Annotated in this window: 17 protein-coding genes; 7 read left to right on the forward strand and 10 right to left on the reverse strand. The window is 59.0% G+C overall.

What is annotated here, in order from left to right:
• Complete coding sequence (locus LGH74_RS02575) at positions 1 to 549, reverse strand: GNAT family N-acetyltransferase (RefSeq protein WP_226171508.1); 549 nt, start codon at positions 547 to 549, stop codon at positions 1 to 3.
• Positions 550 to 745: 196 nt separating this feature from the next.
• On the opposite strand from LGH74_RS02575, the gene LGH74_RS02580 reads away from it, so the two are divergent.
• Positions 746 to 1918, forward strand: coding sequence for an esterase-like activity of phytase family protein (locus tag LGH74_RS02580; RefSeq protein WP_226171511.1), 1173 nt, complete (start codon positions 746 to 748; stop codon positions 1916 to 1918).
• 69 nt (positions 1919 to 1987) lie between these two features.
• Here LGH74_RS02580 and LGH74_RS02585 read toward each other — a convergent pair whose 3' ends face one another.
• Positions 1988 to 2863, reverse strand: a complete 876-nt coding sequence (locus LGH74_RS02585) for a hypothetical protein (RefSeq protein WP_226171514.1) — start codon at positions 2861 to 2863, stop codon at positions 1988 to 1990.
• Positions 2864 to 3104: 241 nt separating this feature from the next.
• Between LGH74_RS02585 and LGH74_RS02590 the strand changes: the two genes are divergently transcribed.
• The gene (locus tag LGH74_RS02590) at positions 3105 to 4199 is read left to right on the forward strand and encodes an SDR family NAD(P)-dependent oxidoreductase (protein ID WP_226171517.1); all 1095 of its coding nucleotides are present in this window, start codon (positions 3105 to 3107) and stop codon (positions 4197 to 4199) included.
• A 284-nt stretch (positions 4200 to 4483) separates the two neighbouring features.
• Positions 4484 to 5503, forward strand: coding sequence for an aldo/keto reductase (locus LGH74_RS02595; protein WP_226171520.1), 1020 nt, complete (start codon positions 4484 to 4486; stop codon positions 5501 to 5503).
• A 129-nt stretch (positions 5504 to 5632) separates the two neighbouring features.
• On the opposite strand, the gene LGH74_RS02600 is transcribed toward LGH74_RS02595, so the two are convergent.
• Entirely contained in the window at positions 5633 to 6139 is a 507-nt protein-coding gene (locus tag LGH74_RS02600) for a GNAT family N-acetyltransferase (protein ID WP_226171522.1), read from the reverse strand.
• A gap of 78 nt (positions 6140 to 6217) precedes the next feature.
• Positions 6218 to 6997, reverse strand: a complete 780-nt coding sequence (locus LGH74_RS02605; RefSeq protein ID WP_226171525.1) for an arylamine N-acetyltransferase family protein — start codon at positions 6995 to 6997, stop codon at positions 6218 to 6220.
• 300 nt (positions 6998 to 7297) lie between these two features.
• On the opposite strand from LGH74_RS02605, the gene LGH74_RS02610 reads away from it, so the two are divergent.
• Positions 7298 to 7702: a DUF1801 domain-containing protein gene (locus tag LGH74_RS02610; RefSeq protein WP_226171529.1), complete on the forward strand. Its 405-nt coding sequence runs from the start codon at positions 7298 to 7300 to the stop codon at positions 7700 to 7702.
• An 86-nt stretch (positions 7703 to 7788) separates the two neighbouring features.
• Here the strand turns inward: LGH74_RS02610 and LGH74_RS02615 are convergent, their stop codons facing one another.
• Positions 7789 to 9318, reverse strand: coding sequence for a tail fiber domain-containing protein (locus LGH74_RS02615; RefSeq protein ID WP_226171532.1), 1530 nt, complete (start codon positions 9316 to 9318; stop codon positions 7789 to 7791).
• Between the two features lie 551 nt (positions 9319 to 9869).
• Here LGH74_RS02615 and LGH74_RS02620 point away from each other — a divergent pair.
• From LGH74_RS02620 to LGH74_RS02630, 3 genes are all read left to right on the forward strand, one after another.
• Positions 9870 to 12266, forward strand: coding sequence for a glucuronyl esterase domain-containing protein (locus tag LGH74_RS02620; RefSeq protein WP_226171536.1), 2397 nt, complete (start codon positions 9870 to 9872; stop codon positions 12264 to 12266).
• 273 nt (positions 12267 to 12539) lie between these two features.
• Positions 12540 to 13982: a hypothetical protein gene (locus LGH74_RS02625; protein WP_226171539.1), complete on the forward strand. Its 1443-nt coding sequence runs from the start codon at positions 12540 to 12542 to the stop codon at positions 13980 to 13982.
• A gap of 124 nt (positions 13983 to 14106) precedes the next feature.
• On the forward strand, positions 14107 to 14532 hold the full coding sequence (locus LGH74_RS02630; protein WP_226171541.1) for a VOC family protein: 426 nt from the start codon (positions 14107 to 14109) through the stop codon (positions 14530 to 14532).
• Positions 14533 to 14638: 106 nt separating this feature from the next.
• Here the strand turns inward: LGH74_RS02630 and nfi are convergent, their stop codons facing one another.
• From nfi to LGH74_RS02655, 5 genes are all read right to left on the reverse strand, one after another.
• Complete coding sequence (nfi, locus tag LGH74_RS02635) at positions 14639 to 15346, reverse strand: deoxyribonuclease V (protein ID WP_226171544.1); 708 nt, start codon at positions 15344 to 15346, stop codon at positions 14639 to 14641.
• A 58-nt stretch (positions 15347 to 15404) separates the two neighbouring features.
• A complete protein-coding gene (locus tag LGH74_RS02640; RefSeq protein ID WP_226171546.1) occupies positions 15405 to 15713 on the reverse strand; it encodes a hypothetical protein in 309 nt (102 codons plus the stop codon).
• Position 15714: 1 nt separating this feature from the next.
• Complete coding sequence (tssD, locus tag LGH74_RS02645) at positions 15715 to 16746, reverse strand: type VI secretion system tube protein TssD (protein WP_226171548.1); 1032 nt, start codon at positions 16744 to 16746, stop codon at positions 15715 to 15717.
• 335 nt (positions 16747 to 17081) lie between these two features.
• Positions 17082 to 17774 carry a hypothetical protein gene (locus LGH74_RS24820; RefSeq protein ID WP_262904524.1) on the reverse strand — a complete coding sequence of 231 codons (693 nt, stop codon included), beginning with the start codon at positions 17772 to 17774 and terminating at the stop codon, positions 17082 to 17084.
• Positions 17775 to 18232: 458 nt separating this feature from the next.
• On the reverse strand, positions 18233 to 20431 hold the full coding sequence (locus tag LGH74_RS02655; RefSeq protein ID WP_226171550.1) for an ATP-dependent nuclease: 2199 nt from the start codon (positions 20429 to 20431) through the stop codon (positions 18233 to 18235).
• Between the last annotated feature and the right edge of the window lie 110 nt (positions 20432 to 20541).

Here is a 20541-nt window from a genome sequence, read left to right on the forward strand (position 1 = left end):
TTACTCAATGACACGCACCTCCGTCGGGTCGTAGAGTTGTAGCCAGTCGCGGCGCAGGATGGCGTAGAGCAGCTCGTCCTCAAACTCGCCCGCGTCATTCACGCCCGACTCGCGCATGATGCCTTCGAACTGCAACCCGCGGGTTTTGGCCAACGAGCGTTTCGACGCCTCGTTCGACACCCGGCAGCCGGTGGCTACGCGGTTGAGGCCCAGCAGCTCGAAGGCCAGATAAAACAGGTGGGGCTTGCTGCCAGGCGTAGCGCCCCGGCCCCGCATGTGCCGAAACACGTCGGCCCCAGTGGAGCCGGCGCGCTCCTCCCAGCTGTCCACAGTGAGCAGCGTCATGCCGGCCAGTTCGCCGTGCAGCAAGGAGTAGAAGCCGAAGTTGGTGCGCTGGTCTTTTTCGTAGCGGGGCAGGTAGTTGCGAAACAGCTCTTCCTGCATTTCCCGGGAATCGGGGAAACCGCGAAACAGCTCGTAGACCTCGGCCAGGTTGTCGTCGTTGATCAGGTGCAGGGTGATGAAATCGGTTTGCAGGGCTTTGAACATAGCTGAACAGGGAGTTGGTGAGCAGAAGGAGCCGACCCATAAGTTACGGGTGGCATCTGTATATTCAGCCCTGCCAATGCTTTGGAGCCACCCGGCGCAAGCATAACATTGGCATAACTCCGGCCGCCGGGCCAGTGCCGTTCTTTGCCGCTGCTTTTTCTGTCGCCTTTCTCCTCACCACACTTTTTCTCTCCCCATGAACAAGCTTTTTCCCGCTCCGGCTTTGCTGCTGGCCGCCGCTGCCTTCCCGCTGCTGCTGAGCTGCGACGATGATGATGCCCCGGACACCGACACCGCAGGGCCGCCCACGTCGGTAGCCTCGCTGCGCTTTATCGGCGAAAAGCTCGTGCCCTTCAAGCAGGACTACCAGGGTACCACGCTCGGCGGCTTCTCGGGCATCGACTACCGCCCCGACAACAACTCGTACTACCTCATGTGCGACGACCCGGCCAACCTGCAGCCCGTGCGCTACTACACCGCCAACCTGGCCTTCGACGCCAGCAGCTTTACGGGCATCACCTTCACGGGCGTTACCACCATCAAGCGGCCCGACGGCTCCAATTTCCCCAGCGTGGCCGCCGACCGCAACAACGTCATCGACCCGGAAGGAATCCGCTACGATGCGGCCACCAAGCACATCATCTGGTCGAGTGAGGGAGTGCGCAACGTGGCCGTAACGCCGGCTGTGCTCACGAATCCGTTCCTGCGCGAGGCCAACCTCGACGGTACCCACGTAGCCGAATTTGCCCTGCCGCCTATCTTCCAGATGAAGGCTACCGACAACGGCTCCCGCTCCAACGGCTCGTTTGAGGGTATGTCGATTTCCCCGGGCGGCAAGTTCCTGTTTACGGCCCAGGAAGAGCCCATTTATGAAGATGGCCCCCGGGCGGCATTCGGCGTCACGTCCACCACGCGCATCGTGAAGTACGACAAGGCCACGCGCCAGGTGGTGGGCCAGTATGCCTACAAGCTCGATGCCGTGCACAAGGAGCCCGTGCCCAGCACCCAGTTTCAGCTCAATGGCGTGGTAGAAGTGCTGGCCCTCTCCGAAACCAAGCTGCTGGTGATGGAGCGGTCCTTCGCCGTGGGCGCCACCCCCGATTATCTGGTGCGCATCTACGAAATAGACCTGGCCGCCGCCACCGACGTGAGCAGCGTAGCCGGGCTGCAGAGCGCCACCTATACGCCCGTCACGAAGCGACTGGTGCTGGATCTGGCTACCACCGGCATTGCGCGCGTCGACAACCTGGAGGGCATGACCTTCGGGCCCAAGCTCGCCAACGGCCACTATTCGCTCATCATGGTGTCGGACGACAACTTCGGCGCGTCCCAGATTTCGCAGTTCCTGGCTTTCGAGGTAATGCCATAGTTGGCTAGTTGGGAGTAAAAACAAAAGCGGAAGCCCGGATATCGGGCTTCCGCTTTTGTTTTCAGAAGCTTAGTGGTGATGATGATGGGAAGAGTTGGTCGACTGGCGCTCAACTTCCTGCAGGTCTTCGGCTGTGCCGGCGTAGCTGCTGCCCGCGGGCAGGTCGAAAGCCTTCGACCAGGGCGGGGTTTCGGTCAGGCCGTCGAGGTCGTAGCCGGCGTACATTTCCTGGCGCAGCCGGTAGCGGGCCTTATCCAGCAGGCCGGCATTCTGGGCCAGGGGCGGCGGAGTGTAATGCACTGCCAGGGCCAGGGTGGGCAGCACCCTCGGCGAATTGTACTCAACCAGGTCAATTAGCGGCTTGGCCACGCGCACCTGCTCCGAGTAAATAACCTCACACCGGGTACGGTCAGGGAAAAAGAACAGCATGGCGCTGCAGTCGACCAGAGCCCCTAGGGTGAGGCCGGTTTTGAGCTCCTGGGTCAGCGCGTGGGTTTCGGCGGGCAGCGCTTCAAATACGGTGCCGTAGGGCCGCAGGTCGAGGGAAGTCAGAATGGGCTCGTTGGCGGCCACCCGCGCCAGGTAATCGGTGCGCTTCAGGCTGCAGTGCACGTTGCGGAACTGGTTCTGCACGTAGTACGTCACGCTGTCGGTGCGTAGGTCGGCAATAATACCGTACCGGTCGGTGGAATCGGCGAAGCTATTCGTGCGAACATCGCGCCGTATCCGGTGGCCGTCGAGAGTGAGCGTGACGTACTTGGTACTGATGCGGCCCAGGCCCGCGCGGCGCTCCAGAAACCGCAAAGTGCCCACGAAAGGGCCTTTGGTACGGGTCGGAGTCGTAGTTTGGAGGGTGGTGTTTTGGGGCTCGTCGGTGGCCGGCGAGCAGGCCAGCAGCAGGCCTAAAGCGGCAACCAGAGGAAAACGCAGAGCGGTAAGTAGCATTAGAGAAGGAAAGAGGCAAGGCCCGAAACGGGGTGGAAGATACCTACGCCCGGCGGCCCGGCAAGAAATCAAAGCCTCTCCCGCTTCTTTTTCAAATGGCAGTCTGACAAGCGCGGCGTTGTTATAAAAGCCGCTTAAACTGGGCTATAGACGCGTTTTCGGCCAAGCTGGGCTATATCCAGGGCTGCCAGTGGGGCGTATGGACGGGAAAAACCTATCCATTCACTTGTCCCCATTTGCTATGCGCCATCCGATATTCCAACGATTCTGCGCCGCCCGGCAAGCCAGCCGCACTGCCTGGGCTCAGCTGCAACGACCAGCGCACCTGGCCTTGGTGCTCGTACTACTCGGGTTGTTGCTGGGCGGCTGCGCCACCGCCCGGTTGGGCGCCAGCGGGCGAAAGAAAGTACAGGGCAAAACCTACGTCATCATCGGGGCTTCCAGCGGCTTTGGCCGGGGCGTAGCGCAGGAATTGGGGGCCTGCCACGCCAACGTGGTGCTGGCGGCCCGGCGCACCGAGCTACTGGAGGAAGTGGCCGCCACCATCCGGGCGGCCGGCGGCACGGCCCTGGTCGTCACCACAGATATCAGCCAGCCCGAGCAAGTGCAGCGCCTAGCCGAGGCTGCCGTGAAGCAGTACGGCCGCGTAGATGTGTGGATCAACGACGTGGGCGTGGGCGCCATCGGGCGGTTCTGGGACGTTCCACTGGCCGATTACTCCCGGCTGATTGACGTCAACTACAAAGGCATCGTGTACGGCAGCCAGGTTGCCATCAAGCTATTCCAGACCCAGAAGAGCGGCACGCTCATCAACCTGGGCTCGGTGGAAAGTGAAGTGCCGCTGGCCTACCACGCCGTGTACGCGGGCACCAAAGCCGCCATCCGCAACTTCGACCAAGCCCTGAACAACGAGCTGCGCCTGAGCGGCTACAAAGACATTAAGGTGGTAACCATTGAGCCCTGGGCCGTGGACACGCCTTTCTGGGGCCATGCCGCCAACTACAGCGGCGGCACCCCGCGCATGGCCGCCATGGACCCGCCCAGCAAGGTGGTAAATGCCATTGTGCGCTCCTCGCTGCGGCCCCGCCAAGAGCTGCCCGTGGGCTGGAAGGCTAGGGGCGCCGTTTTCTCCCACCACGTGCTGCCCCATTTCACCGAGCGGCTCTCGGCCAACATTGCCCACCGCTACCAGATCAAAACGGCCCCGCCCGCGCCGGCTACTGCGGGCGCAGTGCAGCAGCCTATGCCCACGGGCCGGGGTGTGGATGATGGGGTGCGGCAGCGCATGAAGCAGGAAAAGCAGCAGCGCAAGCAGCAGAAAACCAACGGCCAGTAAGTGGGTTGCAGTCGGTAGCAAATACCCCCGGACCACAGCCGGCCGGCCCCATTGACTGTGGCAGTCTTTCTGAATGGGCGGCTTTAATCACCAGCCCGATGGTGGGCATCTGGCCGGGCCCGCGCTGCCTAGGTGCTTGCGCGTGGCCAGCTGCCCGCTCACGGCCGGCCACCCCGCCGATTGGCCGCCCGGCAACTATCCACCGCCTGGCTGGTTGTTTGGGGCGCACTGCTCCGGCCGGGGCCGCTGTTTTGTTCTTACTACCTACCACAACCAACCCGCATATGAAGTACAATCTGTTAGGAAATACTGGCCTGAAAGTATCGGAGCTGTGCCTAGGCACTATGACGTTTGGCGGCAAGGGCTGGGCCAAAGCCATTGGGGAGCTGGGCCAGCCCGCCGTGGATGCGCAAGTAAAGCGCGCCGTGGAAGCGGGTATCAACTTTATCGACACGGCCAACGTGTATTCCGAAGGCGTATCGGAGGAAATGACCGGGCTGGCCATCCGCAACCTGGGCCTGCAGCGCGACGAGCTGGTGGTGGCCACCAAAGTACGCGGCAAAATGGGCGAAGGTCCCAACCAGGCCGGCCTCACCCGCAAGCACATCATGCAGCAGGCCGAAGCCAGCCTCAAGCGTCTGGGTACCGACTACATCGACCTCTACCAGATTCACAGCTACGACCCGCTCACGCCCCTGGAGGAAACCCTGCGCGCCCTCGACGACCTGGTGCGCTCGGGTAAGGTGCGCTACATCGGGGCCAGCAACCTGGCCGCCTGGCAGCTGATGAAGGCCCTGGGCTACTCAACCTATAATCATAAGGAGCGGTTCGTGTCGCTGCAGGCCTACTACACCATTGCGGGCCGCGACCTGGAACGGGAAGTTGTGCCGCTGCTACAAGATCAGAACGTGGGCCTGCTGGTGTGGAGTCCCTTGGCCGGCGGCCTGCTCAGCGGCAAATATACCCGCGAGCAGCACGAGGACGAAGGCCGCCGGGGCCGCTTCGACTTCCCACCCGTGGATAAGGACCGTGCCTTCACCATCGTGGATGCGCTGCGGCCCCTGGCCGAAGCCAAGGGTGCCACGGTGGCTCAGCTGGCCCTGGCCTGGCTGCTGCACCAGCCCGTAGTGAGCAGCGTCATCATCGGGGCCAACAAGCCCGAGCAGCTCGACGACAACCTCAAGGCCGTGGACGTGCAGCTCACCCCCGACGAACTGCGGCAGCTCGACGAAATCAGTAAGCTGGCCCCGGAATATCCCGGCTGGATGCTCGACTTCACCGCCGGCGACCGGCAACCCGGCTAATCCCGCTCCGCTGCTCTAAACTCACGCCCCGCCTTGCCCTGTCCGGCAGCGCGGGGCGTCTGGCTTTGGGCCTTTGGGGCGCACCGGCCGCGGATGGAACATCTGCTCTGTCAGCGCCTTGCTGCACTTTTAGCCGGGAGCGGATGGCTGCAATACTTTCACATACTTGATGATGTCCTGGCCGAAGCCCGCCCGCTCATACACGGCCCGGGCGTGGTGGTTTTGGGCAAATACGCTCAGGGTAAGCCACGCGTAGCCGCGCTCCAGCGCCCAGGCTTCCGCGTACTGCAGCAGCGCCCGGCCGATACCCCGGCCTTCGGCGGCCGTAGTCACGGCCAGATCGGCAATGTGGGCGTGCTGCTGCTGGTAAAAATCGGTGTTGACGGTAAGATGCAGCAGCCCGACAGGCTGCCCGTTTTGCTCGGCCACTACCACGCTCCGCTGGGGCGTGGGCTCGTGCAGCGCGTGCAGCAACACGGCTACGTCGGTGGCTGTGAGTTGGGCCGGGTCGCGCCAGGCGGGTGGGCCAAAGGCTACCAAGCGCGGCATCAGTTCCCGGATAAACGCCTCGTCGGCCGCTGTGGCCGGGCGAATGTGGAGCTGATCGGCGGAAGCCGGTGAGGTGGGAGTAGACATATACGCGGGGCAAAGTGGCTACGACAACAGTATACGTACCGGCCCGCATCAGGTGCCACCGGTAGAATCTGCGGCGTGCTACAGTCGGATGCCGAAATACCGGGCCAGCGCCGCGTGGTAGGCCGGCTCGTCGGGCAGAGTCTGCTCGGTAATGCTGCCGTGGTCGGTGATTTTCAACGTGTGCCCGGTCAGGGTAATACGGCCAGCGGGGGTGAGCAGGCTGCACAGGCTCTTGCGGGTGAAGTGCGACTCGGGGCTGGTTTGGTGGTAGCGGCACATGGGCTCAAACTCGGTCAGCTCCCGGGCAGTCAGGCTGAAGCGGTACTCCGGTGTCCAGGTTTCCCCAGTCAGCTTCTGCACCACTAAGTCCTGGTCGGCGAGCTGCTCGATGCGAAACCGGCCGCGTGGGTCAGGCTGCTCCAGGCCGGGCAGCAGCCGCAGCGGGTGCAGCGTGAATTCGCCGAAGCCGACGTCCACCAGATACTCTTCCTTCCCCAGCGCTACAATCAGGGCCAGGTGGTCGAATTCGGGTCCGTAAGTCTGCGTGCTGCTGCTGTATACCCGCGCTGCTACCAGCTTCACCCGGTAGCCCAGCGCCCGGAGCAGTTCGGCAAACAGCGAGTTGAGCTCGTAGCAGAAGCCACCCCGCCGCTGAGTAACAACTTTGGCGAAGCGCCCTGCAAAGGTGATTTCCCGGCTCCGGTGGATGTCCAGATTCTCGAACGGCACGGCCAGCAGGTGCGCCTGTTGCAGCCGCGTGAGGGCCGCTAGGGAAGGGTGGGTATCGGAGGCCTCCGCCCCGATTCGCTCCAAGTAAGCCGGTGTGTTCATCATGCGCGGGAGCTTCGGTTGGCGCATCAGCGTGGAATGAAGGTGGGGCCAGCAGTAACTCTGGACGCAAGGTATTTAAAACCGATTTTGGCCCGCGTATTTTCTCAGATTCAGGCCGAAGAAGTTCCGGGAGGTTTCAGGACATTGCAGGTGCTGGGCAGCCGGGTCGGTACAGGAGGACAAATGACTTTTATGGCCTCACCGGCCTACCCGTATTTCGTCGCAAATGGCCATCTTACTTGTCGGGTTTGCCCCGTTTGGCGGGCAGCAGAAACGGTACTTTTACCCATATCCGCCGGGCTGACCGGTAGTATCTGTCTAGCCGCCATGCCCAAGCCTGTAATTACCTCCGTCGACGACTTTCTACAGCAGCTTGACCTACCACTACGGGCAGTGGTAGAAGCACTGCGGCTCTCCATTCTGGCCGCTGCTCCCACCGTAGCCGAGCAGATTAAGTGGAATTCGCCGAGCTTTTACTACACCGGCCCGATGGCCCCATTCGAAGCCCGGGAATACCGGCGCGACATTGTGGTGCTCAACCTGCACCGGGGCCATCCGCTGCTGGTGTTTCCCACCGGCGCTGGCATTTCCGACGCTACCGGCCTGCTGGAAGGCTCTTATACCGACGGCCGCCGCCTCATCCAAATTCGCGACCTAGCCGAGGCCCAGGCCAAGGCCGCCGGACTGCAACAGGTGGTGCGGGCGTGGCTGGCCCTAGTGGAACCGGCCTGAAACGGTAGCTGCGGCTCCCCAATGTTGCCAAAACAGCAACGCCCCGACCGGGTAGGCCGAGGCGTTGCTGTTTTGGGTAATAGACTCTACCGCTGGGCCTTGGCCGTGGGAGCCAGGGCTTGCTGGAGCCGGTCGAGTTGCTGCTGCAGGCTGAGCAGAGCGGCGTGGTCGGCCTGCTGGGCGGCCTGGGCCTGGTCGGCGCGCTGGGTTTGGGTGCTGAGTTGGGCGTGCAGCTCCTTGAGGGCCTCCAGCAGCACGGGCGTGAGTTGGGCGTAGTTCACGGCCTTGTAGCCCTGGGCATCGGTGCTGACCAGCTCGGGGTAGAATTTCTCGATTTCCTGGGCCAGCACGCCTACCTGTTCGGTCCCGGCCTTGCCGCCGTGCTGCACGCCCAGCGCGTTCCACTGGTAGCGCACCCCACGCAGGGCCAGCACGGCCGACAAAGCTCCGCTCAGCGGCCGGATGTTCTGTTTGAAGCGCACGTCGGAGGCCGACACGTTGTTGCCGCGGATGGTGCCGGCCACGTCCAGGGTATAGCCCGCGTTGAGTGTGTTGATGCCCACGTTGCCGTTGGCCTGGTTCCAGCTCATCACGCTTACGGCCCCGGCGCCGTTCAGGCGCTCCAGAATCAGGCGGTCGGTGGTCTGCCCGGCTTCGGCGCCACCGGTGTTGTGGCGCAGGTTCCAGCCGTAGGCGGTGTTGTCTTCGCGCCACTGCAGGGTGCCCGCAGTTACGTCGTCGTTGCCATTAGAGTGTAGCAGCAGGGTGGGGGATTCCACGCCAGCCTGCTCTACTACACCGCTATTGCTGATGCGGATGCCGTTGCTGCCACCGTTTCCCACTAGCTGGTAAGTGCCCAGGTTGAAATTGCCTCCGGCGGCCGTAATTGGCATCCACTTGCCGTTGCCTACCCCGTCGGAGGTGAGTACCCGGCCCGCAGCCTGGGTACCGTCGACGATGCGGATGGCGGAGTTGGCATTCACGTAGCCGGGGTGGCCAGCCAGACCTACCCAGCGCAGGGGCTGGCCAGGCCGCCCCGCCGTAAAGATGCCGGCCCAGCCCTCGGAACGGTAGGCGTTGCCCCACACGGCGTAGTCGATATCCTGGCCGTAAGGGCCCATGCCGTAGCCCGAGAGCATGGTGCGGCTGTAGTTGCGGCCGTAGTAGCTGCGCGTGATGAAGGCTACGCTCTTGCTGGGCACCGTCGATTGAATCTGCACCTGAGCTATAGAGTCGCCGAGGGGAGAGGTAGCGGCGGCGGTTAGCCGCTCATTGTTCAGGTCGAAGGTTTGGGTAGCAACGTGGTTGCCGAGGTTGTCGCCGGTGCGGGCCTTATCGGGAATGAAGAGCCAGGCGTTGCTCATGGCGTACCAGAAGCCCTTGCGGCCATTGGTCTGAAACACCATGAGCCCGTCGGGCGGAGCACTGATGCCCACGCGCGTCACCGAGTCCATGCGCGGAATGAGCAGGCCCTTACCCTGGGCATCCAAGTCGAGAATAGCTTTGTCGTGGGCGGTGCCGGCCGTGCCGATGCGCACCCCGCCGGGCGTGGTTTGAGCTTGAGCGGCGGTGGCCGCGACGCTCAGAGCAGTCAATAAAGCGTAGAATGTTTTCATTAGCAGGAGTATATAGATACGCGAAGATACTTAGCGGCCCTTATAGCTGTACCCTCTCCCCAAAAAATTTGGGCTTGGTTTAGCTTATCCGGCTGCGGCAGGATGCCCAGGAAATTGCCTGGCCAAACGCGGGCCGCGTGGGTGGCAAGCAGCGTGGCCGCCAGTCAGATAAAGAATATTTTGGTGCCGCAGGATATCCAAACGTTTCCACAAACGATTCCGGTACTTTCATTTTAGCCCGTCCGCCAAAACCGGTAAATCCGCTTTCGGCGCTACCTATATTCCGGAATTAATGGCTTTCCAGCGTGCCAAGGCATATCTGGGTGGGCGGCGCGTGCCCTGCTTTGGGGTTGCCAGCTGTGCTTTTTCCCGGAAACGTTTGCGGTGCTCCTAACGCCTTTCGGCGGCTGGATCAGTCCCGGTTTTCCGCCATTTCTCAGGTCATACTTCTCCGCCCGGTTCTGTGGAAAATATGCGCCTAATGGGCCGTGCCGGGCCATTCTCACTCCTCCGTTCTTCTGTTCTGTTCCACTATTCCTTTCAATTCCCCAATGAAAACAAGAACTACCTTATTAACCCTCTTGCTGAATGGCCTCAGTCTGGGCCTGTTTGCGCAGATTCCGCTGGTGTACTCGGCCGAGAATACCGGTGCCAACTGTGCGGCCCCGCCCTTGCCGGCTTTCGGCCAGCTGCCCGTCGTCGAGCCACTAACCGACCCTTTTATGTGGTCGGATGGGCGGGGGCGCTCCACCAGCTTCAGCGACTGGGAGTGCCGCCGCAACGAAATAAAGGCTGAAGTCGAGCGGTACGAAATAGGCACCAAGCCCGCCCAGCCCCAAAACATTACGGCCAGCTACGCCGCGGGCACGCTCACGGTGAACGTGACGGTGAACGGTCAGACCCTCACGCTCACCGCGGCGGTGGCTTTGCCCACGACGGGCACCGGGCCTTTCCCGGCCATCATTGGCATGAACAGCGCCACGGGTAGCCTGCCAGCTGATGTGTTTACCAGTCGCAACGTTGCTCGCATCACCTACAGCCACAACCAGGTAACCACCTACGGCAACCCCCAGCTCACCGACCCTTACTACCGGCTCTACCCCGACCAGAACCTGGATAACGCGGGCCAGTACAGCGCCTGGGCCTGGGGCGTAAGCCGCCTCATCGACGGGCTGGCGCTGGTGCAGGCCAGTCTGCCCATCGATATGAGCCACATTGGCGTCACGGGGTGCTCCTACGCGGGCAAGATGGCGCTGTTTTCCGGCGCTTTCGACGAGCGGATTGCCCTGACCATCGCCCAGGAATCGGGTGGGGGCGGGGCGCCGGCCTGGCGGGTATCGGAAACGCTGGGCGCGGTGGAAAAGCTGGATGCCACCGACTACAAGTGGTTTCGGGAAGATATGCGCCAGTTCAACGGCGCCAACGTAGCCAAGCTGCCCCACGACCACCACGAGCTGATGGCCATGATTGCGCCCCGGGCCTTGCTGGTTACGGCCAACACCGACTTTGAGTGGCTGGCTAATCCGTCGGCCTACGTGTCGGCGCGGGCGGCGCACGAGGTGTGGAAGGCTTTCGGCATCGCCGACCGGTTCGGGTTTTACATTGATGGGAGCCACGGGCACTGCGCCATTCCCACCACCCAGCGCCCGGCCATCGAGGCGTTTGTCGATAAGTTTCTGCTCGGTAATACCAGCGTCAGTACCAACATTACCACCCACCCGTATCCGGCCCTGGACTATCAGCGCTGGTACCGCTGGTGGGGCACCAACAACCCCGTGCTGCCGGCCGAGCCGCTGGGCAAACGCATCTGGGCGGAAGCCGAGTGTGCCACAGTGGGTGCCAACTGGGAAGTGGTAAACGATGCCGAAGCGGCCAACGGCAAGTACGTGCGGGTAAAATCGGGTTTCAGTAGCCCTACCACGCCGCCGGCCGGGGCTACCGCCGCCCTCACCCTGCCTTTCACCATCGACAGCGCGGCTACTTACAATATCGTGGCCCGGCAGAGCGTGCCCACCGGGGAGGAATATGGCTACTGGCTGAAAATCGACGAGGGCCCTTTCCAGGCCGTGAGCAGCCAGCTGATCGGCAATACGGGCTTTGAAACCGGGCTGACGGGCTGGACGACCCTGAACACCACTGGCGCTACCATCACGGCCAACACGGTGGCGGCGGAAGCCCACACCGGCACCGGCTCGATGAAAGTGGTGAACCCCACGGCCCAGCCCGGCAACCAGTGGCGGGTGCAGGTAACCAGCGCGGCTTTTTCCACTACCGTGGGCAAGCAGTACGTCATTTCGTACTGGGTACGGGCGGCGTCCGCCGGGGGCTCCATCCGGCTATCCACCGGGCCCTCGGGCGCCCAGTACCAGGCCGACCAGACCATTGGTACCGCGTGGCAGCAGGTTTCCTGGACCATCACAGCCTCGTTGGCATCCACTACTTTCCTGTTCGACATGGGGCAGGTGGCCAACACCTATTATATCGACGATGCCAGCGTGAAGGAAGTGAATACCGGCAGCGGCTGGAACTGGACCAAGCTGCGGGATGCCGTGCTGCCCATCGGGCCCCACACGCTCACTATTGCCTACAACGCCGGCGGCGGCACCAAGCTCGACAAGGTAGTGCTGGCTACCTCTATGGCGTCTATCAGCGGCTTGGGCGCGGCGGGCACCAACTGCACCGTTACGGCCAACGCTACCAGCGCGGCCGACAAAGGTATCGACGTGTACCCCAACCCGGCCCACGGCGCCATCAACATTCAGCTGGGTACCAACCAGCTCCGGGTGAAGTCCATTGATGTGGTGGACGTAACGGGCCGGGTGCTGATGCGGGCAGCGGTAGGCAAGCAAGCTACCCTGAGCATCCCGAGCGGCAAGCTCCTGCCGGGCGTCTACATCCTGCGCTTCCACGGCGACGAAACCCGGGCGCAGCGGGTCGTCGTGCAATAGCAAATCTGCATATCGTAAACCTAAAAAAGCCCCGAATCGGGGCTTTTTTATGCCCGCGCCGGTAGGTGGCGCGGCTGTGACGCATGCATTAGAACTGCTGAGTATCTCTGACCCCACTGATTCGCGTCGGTACTCCAGCGGCAAGTGCCTGGGGGCGTTAATAGGATAATTTGAAATGCATTTAATATTTACAATATATAAATAGCTTTATGCCGAATTATTAACCTTCTAGCTGAGATTATTACAATGATCCAAGCTATACAAACTGATTCTATGATGAGAAACAATTACTCTGTTGGTTACCGGTATGCTCTGTTGCTGCTATTGCTGCTTATTGCTCAGGCGGCACGAGCCCAGAGCTCCGGCCTTGGCTTTGTAATTCCGAAGCAGCCCCTGGCTTTGGTGGAGGATTCGGTTGATAAAGCCTACTTTATTCCGGTGCAGTACACGGGAGAAATACCAAAGGACTCCGTTTTAGTGGTGCAGGTGCTAGTGCTGAAAAGCAGCACTGCGCAAGTCAAAGAAGACTTTGAGCTGGATGCCGAGCCGCTGCTGCTGGCCTTTAGCAACAAGGCCCCCAAACAGCAGTATATCCGGTTGGTGGTCAAAGCCGATACGCTTACTGATACGAAGGAAAGCGTGACCTTACTGTTGCAGGGACAAGGCAAGCTGAGCGCTAAAAGCATCATTACGAGTGATGACCGAATCACCGTTGCCATTGGAGATATCAGCGAAAGGAAGGAGAAAGGGAAGTCGTACCTGGAGGATTTTAACTATCCGCTGCGCTTTTCTATCGGCACCAACCTCAACGTAATTGACAAGGAAAAAGTAGGCGGCAATATCTACTTCGACCTGATGGCGCTGGACCAGGATATGGTCGTTTGGCCTTCTGCCAGAAGGAAGGTGAGGGTTGCCAGAAAAACAGCTGAGAAGACCGCCAAGCTCAAAGCTGAAACCCCTCCCAGGACATACGTGCCTCGCTATCGTACCAACATTGAGGATACTCACTTCGGCGGCTACTTTCGGGTGGTGCAACAGCAGGGAGTAGCCGTGGTGAACGACTCGGTGGCCCCGGCGCGCCTGCAGCGGACCACCATCAGCCAGCTCGGCCGGGTAGCCGCCGACCAGTCAGTGAGCGTTGACCGGCAGAACTTCAACTATGCCCTGGCCTCAACCACCGTTCGGAGCTCGGGCGTGACGCTGGGCGTGAACAAGCTGCTGTATACTAGCCCGGCCTCGGCCCAGATGGAGTGTAAGATGAGCCTGGGCCTGCAGGGCGAGTTGATCAAGCGGGAGATACTGAACACGTACGAACGAACCCTGGTGTTGAGGGACACCATTAAGATGACGCGTGACGCGTATTTGAAGGACGCCGCCAGTGGGGATTTCGAGCTGGAGCAGCGCCTCAATAGCTTTGATGGCTATTTCGGGGTGAGTTCCACTGTGCTGTATCGGTTTGGAAACCTTGAGCTTATTGCTATTCCATCCGTGGGTTTTGTGGGCACTACCCTTGCCGATAATGGACCCAAGAAGAATTTTCTTAGCAATAACTTTTACATGAATGTGTACGCCGTTATTACGGAGCGCAAATTCGGGTTTACCCTGGGGTGTGACTTGAAATCGGTACCCGGAAACAATACGATAAACAGCTTTAATATCTTCGCCAACAAGGCCTTTTCACTGGAGAAAATAGCGGAGGCCCTGCGCTTCGACTAAGCTGCTGGCAGCAGGCACGGGCTAGCAGGAGGCCGGTGCGGGTAAGCCACCAGGAGTCGATGGCCACATGCTTTTTGAGTCAAACATTTCCTGCAAGTTGCAGCTCCACATAACCACCAACCCAATGGCAGCACAACCCAGCGAAACGACCGGCTCACCCGCCCCACACGGCCCTACCCCGAAAGTGACGGGTATCGGCGGCATCTTCTTTCTGACCGACAACCCCGCCGCCACCCGGGAGTGGTATGCCCGCCACCTGGGGCTGGACACGAACGACTGGGGCGCGACTTTCGAATCCCGGAATGCGGAGCGGCCCGAGGAGGTAACCACGCTGCAATGGAGCCCTTTCCAAACCGGCAGCGACTATTTCGCGCCGTCCCGCAAGGAGTTTATGATCAACTACCGGGTGCAGAATATCGAAGGACTGGTGGCGCAGCTCCGGGCCAACGGCGTGACTATTCTCGACAGCATCGAGAGCTTCGACTACGGCAAGTTTGTGCATATCCTGGACGCCGATGGCAACAAGCTCGAACTCTGGGAGCCTAGCTAGCCGGCCTCGGCCAAGCTAGCGGGCCGCGCGGGGCCGGATTGTCGTCTCGGCTCCTGCCGCAGCGGGTGCCGGCACTGTGGGTAGGCGACCCGGCGGCCCGGCTTGTTCACATTCCGTCGGGGGCGGGCGGCAGGGCGGCGGCCAGCAGGCGGTGCAACTCCTGGTTGACGAGGTGGTCGGCGGCGCGGGTGGTTTCGGGCTGGCGGTAGGTGGGGGCACAGCGCAGCACCCAGTGGCAGGCCGTAGCCAACGATACCCGGTGGCCTATCGACACAAACAGCGGATTGATGCCGGGCTGGGTGCGCAGCGCCTGCCCCACCACTTCGCCATCGAGCACCAGCTCGGCGGTACTGCCCCGGGGGTGGCCCAGGGCGTGGTAGGAGCCCACCAGCCGGGTTTTGGCGCACCCGATGGTGGGCAGGCCGGTGGCTACCCCCAGGTGACAGGCCAAGCCGAAGCGGCGCGGGTGGGCCAGGCCCTGCCCGTCGCAGATTACCAGGTCGGGAGCTTCGGGTAGCTGGGCCAGGGCCTGCTGAATGGGCGGCAGCTCACGAAAGGAAAACAGGCCGGGAATGTAGGGAAAGGCGGCCCCCAGCCGTACTACGGCCGTGTGCCGGATTTCCAGGGTGGCGGCATCCAGCAGCACGGCGGCGGCTACCAACTGGTCGCTGTGCTGGGCGTAGGCCACATCTACGCCTGCCACGGTCCGGATGGTGGTCGGGAGCTGGTCGTGCCGCACGACCTGGGCGGCCAGGAGGCGCTGCTGCTGTTCAGCGGCTGCCTGGTCGGCGGGGGAGAGGAAGTCGTTGGGCATAGCGGTGGGAAAGGCAGAAGGCAAGGCGCGGCGGTGGCCGGCCCCCACGGCGCGGGGCTTAGGCTTCGGTGGGGCACTCGGCTTGCTCGGTCAGCTGGAGCAGATAGGTGAAATAGAAGAGAATATCTTCGTTGGAGGTCTTCACCCGGACAAGGATGTTTTGGAAGTCGTACGTGGGGTTTTGCACGGCCCATTGCAGCTGGGTGCGCATGGCCAGGCGGGTTTCGGCGTCGTAGCGGCAATACCAGCGCAGCATGCGAGGGCCAAACTCGGCATCAGCTTGCTCGATGCGCTGCCGGATGTTGGGCGCGTCCCACAGATTGGAGAGCGGGATGCGCAGAAAATTGAGCGGGCCTAGGTTTTCCATATTAGTGTTCGAAGTCAACTACGTTGATTTTATCGGTGTCTTTCGCCCCGCTGCGCCAGAGCTGCTCCACAAACTGATGGGTAAAGGATTGCTCGGGCTGGTAATGACCACTGCCATTGGACACCTGCTTGACGACTCCCTGCTTGACCACCAGCTCGCCCGCGGCGGCTACGGGTGCTCCCGCCAGGAAGCTGGAATGGTGAAACTGCCCCCGTACCTGTAGCATGGAGGCGTAAATGGCACCAGTGTCATCCATGACGAAGATGGACTTGCCGGTATCGGTGGCCGTTTCGGCGGTGGTAGTATCAAACAGCTGATTTTGCGCATTACGCAGCAAGCCGTCCTGGCCTACGGTCAGGGCGTAGGGCTTGCGCTCTTCGGCCGACAGATACTGCACCTTGGTACCCCAGACGGCCCCGGTTTCTTCGCCCTCGTAGTGGGGCTCCATTTTCTTGGTCAGGTAGCTGACCACCGCCGGGGCCGCTGCGGCCGGGGCGGCGGGCAGGTTTGGTACTGCTGCCGCCGCTGCGGCCGCCAGCGGAGCTGCACTGGCCGCCAGCCCCGCTGAGGGCCGGTATTCCGGTGGCTTGGTGAGGGCCCGGTAGCGGGTGGCCTCGTCGGCGGCCCAGGGAATCACGCTGTGGGCTTCCGTGAACTGGCCCTGCACCTCCTTGGCGGCGGCCGAAAGGTTGAGCTCTACCTCAAACGAGCTGTGCCCATCCTCCCCCCGGGCATCGAAGCGGCACTGGAAATGGACGCAGAAGGCATCGTAGAAAATGACGGTTTTGGCTTTCTGGTCTTCACTCTCGAAGAAGATCAGCCGGCCGCTCTGGCGGCGGTGGGGGTCGAGCATCCAGGTTTCCCAGAAGCCCCAGGCGGCGGCTTCCCCAGTGAGTGTCAGCTCAATCAGACCCAGGCGCACGTCGGTGCTGGGGCGGCCCACGTAGTCGGTGATTTGCCAGAAGGAAAACGAGCCGGCCACGAAAGGCACTTGCCGCCCCCCAACTTGAATCTCAGCGTGTAGAATAGGCATAGGCAGATAAAGGCAATAGGTAGCGGCGGGCAAGATAAAGGTTTCAGCCCAAGCGCCCGGCCTTCGCAAACGGAAAGCCGGGCGTGGCCGTTGCCTCAGCTAGGTCGGGCTGGGCGGGGTACGAAGCACAACGCCCGGCTTCCTGGGCAGGAGGCCGGGCGTTGGCGGTTACAATAGATAGTGCGACTAGGATAGGAAGCAACGGGGCTCTGGGCGTTTGGGAACGTGCTGCTGAGCCTGAGCAAAGCAGCACGTTCTTTCTTTTTGCGGGCGCCGACTGGCAATGAAAGCACGCGAGATTCCTCGCTTAGGCTCGGAATGACGTTCTATCGGTGTCAGCTGACTACTGGCTTGGTGGGCTTCCCGGCGGAGCGGGCGGCGGTGTTGATAACCTGCCGGGCCGACTGGTAGGCGGTGTGGAACTGGGGCTCGGGCCGCTGGTAGCGAATCAGGAACTTGTCGATGCGGTTGCGGAGCAGGGCCGTGGCCTGGCGCAGGTCGGTGGCCAGGGCTTTGGTGTGGGCCTTACCGCTGGCAGTGGCGAGGCGGGGAGCGGTTTGCTCGGCCTGGTAGGCGGCCAGGGCATCGGCCAGCTCGGTAAGCTCCTGCTGGGTGACGCCCTGCTCCTGGAGGGCGGTGAGGTGCTCTTTGGCCTGGTCGAGCAGGTTTTTGGCAATGCGGGCCAAGTCGTTGTCGGTGGCGCGCTGGAGCTGGCGCTCGGAGTAGTCGGCATCGGTCTGGAGGCGGATGTCGTTGTGCTCGTCGGCGTAGGCGAGCAGGGCGGCGGCTACTTCGGCGGCGCGCTGGGCCAGGTGTTCCTTGGTGGCGCGTTTCACGGCCCCGGCGGTTTGGGGGTTGGTGGCGGCCTGCTGGGTTTCGGCCGTGGGGTCGAGGTGCTGCACCAGGGCGGCCAGATCGGTGCGGGCCTTGCCGAGGGCCTTGTTGGTGGTGTAGAGGTCGGCGTGCTGGTCGAGCACGGCGAGGGTGGCCTGCATCATCGTGAGACGGGCGCGTTGCTTATCATTCATAATAGGGTAGGATTAAAGTACCCGAGGAAGATAGAGAGTTGGGGAGAGGATAGTATAGACCGGGCGGTATATATTTTTTGACGGGGTGTCAAGGGCTGCTGCCCGGGTGTCAACGGGCGCTGCCCTCGTGACATTGGCCGCTGCCCGGGTGTCATTGCGCCGTGACCAGGTGACATTGCCCGCTGCCCTCGTGTCATTGGCCGGTGACCGGGTGACAATGGCCGCTACCCTCGCGTCATTGGCTACTGCCCTCGTGACAATGCCCGGTGCCGGGGTGTCAAGTCGCGCTGCCCTCGTGACAAGGCGTAGTGGCGGGGGCGAGAGAGGCGGGAGTAGCTGCGGGGGCTGGGGTGGCTTTGGCTACTGGCGCGGGGCTGGGTTGCCGCGTTGCGGCAGGTGAGGTGTGGCCTCATCGTTATAGTTGGGCACGAACTGCAAGCCCGCGTCATATGGGGGAGCTACAAGCTCTCATCTGATGTGGACGGTTTTTCAGCTGTTAACCCTAACTCAATAGAAGCCGACATTGGGTCTAGTGAGGTCTCAGATGTTGTAGATAGAGCTTGAGTCGCTAAGAACTCTACAGAATCTTGCAAGGGCTTAACGCTAGGTAAAAATCGGCGAAATGCTGTTTTGAAAAACAGATTAAATTCCTCCATTAGAAAATAGTCGTCAAGTTTATGGCCTTGTTCTACTAATTGTCTGATGTTGATAAGTCGTGTCTCCTTTGATCCATCTATTTTTTTTCCTTCGTTTGTTAAATAATCTTCCAGTTCTCCTCTTTTAAGTATAAAGATGTTGTTGCTGTTGAATATCTCATCTATGCATTTGTATAAAGACTGCTTGAAGTTTTTGTTTTCTTCTTTTTCAATGTCTTTGTGTGCTATTTTTCTTTTTACTTTAGGTTTTAGATACTTCCATAAATGCAGAAGTTCTGGGAGTTTTGAATTGTCTTCCTCGACTTCATTCATTTTCTCGCAAAAACTCTTAGCGTCTACACTTTTGTCAGGCTGTAAGAGGCGCTTTTGTAGATACTTGCTTTCGTATTCGTCTACTATAGTCGTTTTTGCTCCACGTATATTTCCAATTTCTGGATGAATTGCGTTGTCTATACCTTCAAATAGATAATCTAAATCAGCAAGAGCGTAAGATGTAATACCGCATTCATTTAATACATCAATTATTTTGGATATATCGTTCTTTCCATTGGCACGAACAATTGTAATATTGTATTCATCAAGCCATTCTTTGCTTTTTACATAGTTATCGACCATTGTTGGTAGAATTAATTTTTCACCGCCTTCGCATATAATAACCATGTCAGCGAAAAACATTTCGCTGTTTTCGCTTCTTAGTAATGTTTGTATTTGGCTTTTGTTTTCTTGCTGGATGTGAAAGAAATTTGACTTTGTTTTTCCTTCTATCTTTTTTATAACTGATATGTTGTTTAATTCGCCTGCTCTGATGAACTCAGTTGAATGGGTTATTACAATAACCTGATTTTGCTTGTCGGGATTTATATCAACAAATTCACTTAATCTGTTGGAAATTACGCGCCTTGCTTGTGGGTGTAAATAAAGCTCTGGTTCTTCTATAGCTAATATTGTTGTGTTTTGATGAAATAGGCTGCAATAGTATGAGAACAGGCCTATAATAACTGCACTTTGGATACCTGATCCTTTGTTTTGTAGATTAGAGTTGAATCCATCATTGACAAAAACCTGTACTTGTTTGTATATTTCTTTAGTGTCATGGAAATATTGGAAATTTATAGAAGTGTCATTAAAAGCTACTTTGATCTTTTTGCTTATATCTCTAGCTAAGGCCTTGTAGACATTGTTGCCGATTGATTCGACTACGCCTAATGCTGTTTTTAATATATGTTCTAAGTTATTTTCGTTCTCCTGTTCTACTTTTTCCTCCTTCTTGTCATTCCATACTTTTTTTAGAAGCTTTCCATACCAAGACCAGTTATTGGGTTTTAGTTGATTTGCAGGCTCTCTAAATGCTGGTAAAATTGCGCTTGTTATAATAGCATCTCTGAATGCTGTGCTGGCGCCCCAAAGTACATACCAGGGGCTGTCCTTTATTTGTTCTCCTGATTCGTCAAATAAATCCTCTTGATAGAAGAATCTATATTCCTTGTCGTGTACATCTGGTTCTTCGCATATTTTTGCATAGAACAAAACTAATATGCATTTTGATTGTTTTAACGACTCAATTAAAATAGGTAAATTTGTTTTGGGTTTAAAGTATTGCTTGTCTATCCAGTTGTTGGAATAATAAGTGTCAGGATCGAATACAGAGTGCTCTGGTACAATGTCAATAATTCCACTTTTTATTTTAAAAGGCGAGGCCTTTAATTTTCCCCGATATATTCCCTTTATCTTTGATAATTCCTCTTCATTTATATTTGTTTCTCTTAATTGACTTAGTATCCAAAATTCCTCGCAATACTGACCTTCATGAGAATGAAAGTCAGTGAAATTTATATCGGCATAGGCAGGGTTTTTACTTCCAAAGCATATATCCAACGCTTTAACTATGTTGCTTTTGCCAGCATTATTTTTCCCAACAACTACATTTTTCCCTTTTGTTAACTTGAGATGTAAATAATCTATACTTCTAAAATTCTTGATGTAAAGTGATTCGATGTACATAAAAAGTAGTGTTTAACGACGTTGAAATAAGGATACAATATACTATAACTGTTCTTTTATGTATCTGTCATGCAAAAAAAAAGCCTGCCCAAACAAAGGGTAGGCTTTGA

This window comes from Hymenobacter lucidus, from assembly GCF_020447265.1.
GTDB lineage: Bacteria > Bacteroidota > Bacteroidia > Cytophagales > Hymenobacteraceae > Hymenobacter > Hymenobacter lucidus.

Bases quoted from the DNA above. Each gene is read 5' to 3' on its own strand.
- LGH74_RS24820 (WP_262904524.1), bottom strand. From the start codon at position 17,774: ATGAATGATAAGCAACGCGCCCGTCTCACGATGATGCAGGCCACCCTC.
- LGH74_RS02595 (WP_226171520.1), top strand. From the start codon at position 4,484: ATGAAGTACAATCTGTTAGGAAATACTGGCCTGAAAGTATCGGAGCTG.
- LGH74_RS02610 (WP_226171529.1), top strand. From the start codon at position 7,298: ATGCCCAAGCCTGTAATTACCTCCGTCGACGACTTTCTACAGCAGCTT.
- LGH74_RS02625 (WP_226171539.1), top strand. From the start codon at position 12,540: ATGATGAGAAACAATTACTCTGTTGGTTACCGGTATGCTCTGTTGCTG.
- LGH74_RS02615 (WP_226171532.1), bottom strand. From the start codon at position 9,318: ATGAAAACATTCTACGCTTTATTGACTGCTCTGAGCGTCGCGGCCACC.
- LGH74_RS02575 (WP_226171508.1), bottom strand. From the start codon at position 549: ATGTTCAAAGCCCTGCAAACCGATTTCATCACCCTGCACCTGATCAAC.
- LGH74_RS02580 (WP_226171511.1), top strand. From the start codon at position 746: ATGAACAAGCTTTTTCCCGCTCCGGCTTTGCTGCTGGCCGCCGCTGCC.
- LGH74_RS02600 (WP_226171522.1), bottom strand. From the start codon at position 6,139: ATGTCTACTCCCACCTCACCGGCTTCCGCCGATCAGCTCCACATTCGC.
- LGH74_RS02605 (WP_226171525.1), bottom strand. From the start codon at position 6,997: ATGCGCCAACCGAAGCTCCCGCGCATGATGAACACACCGGCTTACTTG.
- LGH74_RS02640 (WP_226171546.1), bottom strand. From the start codon at position 15,713: ATGGAAAACCTAGGCCCGCTCAATTTTCTGCGCATCCCGCTCTCCAAT.
- LGH74_RS02620 (WP_226171536.1), top strand. From the start codon at position 9,870: ATGAAAACAAGAACTACCTTATTAACCCTCTTGCTGAATGGCCTCAGT.
- LGH74_RS02590 (WP_226171517.1), top strand. From the start codon at position 3,105: ATGCGCCATCCGATATTCCAACGATTCTGCGCCGCCCGGCAAGCCAGC.
- LGH74_RS02630 (WP_226171541.1), top strand. From the start codon at position 14,107: ATGGCAGCACAACCCAGCGAAACGACCGGCTCACCCGCCCCACACGGC.
- nfi (WP_226171544.1), bottom strand. From the start codon at position 15,346: ATGCCCAACGACTTCCTCTCCCCCGCCGACCAGGCAGCCGCTGAACAG.
- LGH74_RS02585 (WP_226171514.1), bottom strand. From the start codon at position 2,863: ATGCTACTTACCGCTCTGCGTTTTCCTCTGGTTGCCGCTTTAGGCCTG.
- LGH74_RS02655 (WP_226171550.1), bottom strand. From the start codon at position 20,431: ATGTACATCGAATCACTTTACATCAAGAATTTTAGAAGTATAGATTAT.
- tssD (WP_226171548.1), bottom strand. From the start codon at position 16,746: ATGCCTATTCTACACGCTGAGATTCAAGTTGGGGGGCGGCAAGTGCCT.